Origin of the sequence: Rhodococcus sp. NPDC057014, from assembly GCF_042673295.1 — a bacterium.
Lineage (GTDB): Bacteria > Actinomycetota > Actinomycetes > Mycobacteriales > Mycobacteriaceae > Rhodococcus_F.
In genome coordinates this window covers 1-3,278 of the sequence record NZ_JBHUSF010000035.1, presented here as the reverse complement: position 1 = coordinate 3,278, position 3,278 = coordinate 1, and the positions used below count along the sequence as shown (strand labels likewise).

General features: G+C 55.8%; 2 rRNA genes (1 of these 2 running past the window's edge). Both read right to left on the bottom strand.

From position 1 onward, the window contains the following. Positions 1-1,282: ribosomal RNA gene (locus tag ACFTZB_RS10315) — 23S ribosomal RNA — on the bottom strand (it extends 1,918 nt beyond the left edge of the window). A 336-nt stretch (positions 1,283-1,618) separates the two neighbouring features. After that, a 16S ribosomal RNA gene (locus ACFTZB_RS10310) occupies positions 1,619-3,137 on the bottom strand. The 16S and 23S rRNA genes sit together here, the layout of an rRNA operon. Positions 3,138-3,278 lie beyond the last annotated feature (141 nt).

Below are 3,278 nucleotides of genomic sequence, written 5' to 3'. Positions count from 1 at the left end.
GTGCATTGTGTGAGTGCCGCAGCTTCGGTGGTGTACTTGAGCCCCGCTACATTGTCGGCGCAGGATCACTTGACCAGTGAGCTATTACGCACTCTTTCAAGGGTGGCTGCTTCTAAGCCAACCTCCTGGTTGTCTTCGCGACCCCACATCCTTTTCCACTTAGTACACGCTTAGGGACCTTAGCTGGCGATCTGGGCTGTTTCCCTCTCGACTACGAACCTTATCGCCCGCAGTCTCACTGCCGCGCTCTCACTCACCGGCATTCGGAGTTTGGCTGATTTCGGTAAGCTTGTGGGCCCCCTAGACCATCCAGTAGCTCTACCTCCGGTGAGAAACACGCGACGCTGCACCTAAATGCATTTCGGGGAGAACCAGCTATCACGGAGTTTGATTGGCCTTTCACCCCTACCCACAGCTCATCCCCTCAGTTTTCAACCTAAGTGGGTTCGGTCCTCCACGACGTCTTACCGTCGCTTCAACCTGGCCATGGGTAGATCACTCCGCTTCGGGTCTAGAACATGCCACTACGAACGCCCTATTCGGACTCGCTTTCGCTACGGCTACCCCACACGGGTTAACCTCGCGACATGCCACTAACTCGCAGGCTCATTCTTCAAAAGGCACGCCATCACCCCCCACACCGAAGTGTGCAAAGGCTTTGACGGATTGTAAGCGCACGGTTTCAGGTACTATTTCACTCCCCTCCCGGGGTACTTTTCACCTTTCCCTCACGGTACTAGTCCGCTATCGGTCACCAGGGAGTATTCAGGCTTATCGGGTGGTCCCGACAGATTCACACCAGATTTCACGGGCCCGGTGCTACTTGGGTTTCCATCACGACAGTCGTCATGTTTTCGTGTACGGGATTCTCACCCTCTACGACAGGCCGTTCCAGACCACTTCCACTAACACAACGATTTCTTACTGTCGGCCAACACGGCAGCATTGACAAGATGAACCCCACAACCCCACGAATGCAACACCTGCCGGCTATCACACATCCATGGTTTAGCCTCTTCCGCTTTCGCTCGCCACTACTCACGGAATCACTATTGTTTTCTCTTCCTGTGGGTACTGAGATGTTTCACTTCCCCACGTTCCCTCCACACACCCTATATATTCAGGTGCGGGTAACACGACATCACTCGTGCTGGGTTTCCCCATTCGGACATCCTCGGATCTCAGCTCGGTTGACAGCTCCCCGAGGCTTATCGCAGCCTCCTACGTCCTTCATCGGCTCCTGGTGCCAAGGCATCCACCGTACGCTCTTCATTACTTACAACAAAGATGCTCGCGTCCACTGTGCAGTTCTCAAACAACACACAACCAACCATGCTCACGTCGCCACCGAACACCGAGAAAACCCGGCCGGTATGACCACCACAATTGTTTGTCGTCACTTTCCTGTAGAAAAAACACTCACGTGTTCTCTCAGGACCCAACAGTATGCCGATATAACTCTTCTCCCACCGGCACTCGGGCCGGCAGTAGTGAAAAGAATGCTTGTCAGTGTTCCACCCATGAGCGTCCGCCGTTCCACATACGGGAACGAAACAGTCTCTGCCAGAACATCATCCACTGACTGTTCAGTGGTGCACGTCTGGAGAATGCTCCTTAGAAAGGAGGTGATCCAGCCGCACCTTCCGGTACGGCTACCTTGTTACGACTTCGTCCCAATCGCCGATCCCACCTTCGACGGCTCCCTCCCACGAGGGGTTAGGCCACCGGCTTCGGGTGTTACCGACTTTCATGACGTGACGGGCGGTGTGTACAAGGCCCGGGAACGTATTCACCGCAGCGTTGCTGATCTGCGATTACTAGCGACTCCGACTTCACGGGGTCGAGTTGCAGACCCCGATCCGAACTGAGACCGGCTTTAAGGGATTCGCTCCACCTCACGGTATCGCAGCCCTCTGTACCGGCCATTGTAGCATGTGTGAAGCCCTGGACATAAGGGGCATGATGACTTGACGTCGTCCCCACCTTCCTCCGAGTTGACCCCGGCAGTCTCTTACGAGTCCCCACCATTACGTGCTGGCAACATAAGACAAGGGTTGCGCTCGTTGCGGGACTTAACCCAACATCTCACGACACGAGCTGACGACAGCCATGCACCACCTGTATACCGACCACAAGGGGGGCCGTATCTCTACGGCTTTCCGGTATATGTCAAACCCAGGTAAGGTTCTTCGCGTTGCATCGAATTAATCCACATGCTCCGCCGCTTGTGCGGGCCCCCGTCAATTCCTTTGAGTTTTAGCCTTGCGGCCGTACTCCCCAGGCGGGGCGCTTAATGCGTTAGCTACGGCACGGATCCCGTGGAAGGAAACCCACACCTAGCGCCCACCGTTTACGGCGTGGACTACCAGGGTATCTAATCCTGTTCGCTACCCACGCTTTCGCTCCTCAGCGTCAGTTACTGCCCAGAGACCCGCCTTCGCCACCGGTGTTCCTCCTGATATCTGCGCATTTCACCGCTACACCAGGAATTCCAGTCTCCCCTGCAGTACTCAAGTCTGCCCGTATCGCCTGCAAGCTCGAGGTTGAGCCTCGAGTTTTCACAGACGACGCGACAAACCGCCTACGAGCTCTTTACGCCCAGTAATTCCGGACAACGCTTGCACCCTACGTATTACCGCGGCTGCTGGCACGTAGTTGGCCGGTGCTTCTTCTGCAGGTACCGTCACTTTCGCTTCGTCCCTGCTGAAAGAGGTTTACAACCCGAAGGCCGTCATCCCTCACGCGGCGTCGCTGCATCAGGCTTTCGCCCATTGTGCAATATTCCCCACTGCTGCCTCCCGTAGGAGTCTGGGCCGTGTCTCAGTCCCAGTGTGGCCGGTCACCCTCTCAGGTCGGCTACCCGTCGTCGCCTTGGTAGGCCATTACCCCACCAACAAGCTGATAGGCCGCGGGCCCATCCTGCACCAGTAAACCTTTCCACCAACGGCCATGCAGCCGAAGGTCATATCCGGTATTAGACCCAGTTTCCCAGGCTTATCCCGAAGTGCAGGGCAGATCACCCACGTGTTACTCACCCGTTCGCCGCTCGTGTACCCCGAAGGGCCTTACCGCTCGACTTGCATGTGTTAAGCACGCCGCCAGCGTTCGTCCTGAGCCAGGATCAAACTCTCCGTTGAAGACTCTAGATTGGCCGGCAAAACCAGCAATCAGTCATAGACATCGAGTCAAATCACTAGCAAAAAAACTCAAACTAGCTATCAAACACTGACCCCCCACCGACGGAAGAAGGAGAAGGGCCAGCAAATACCCACACCACA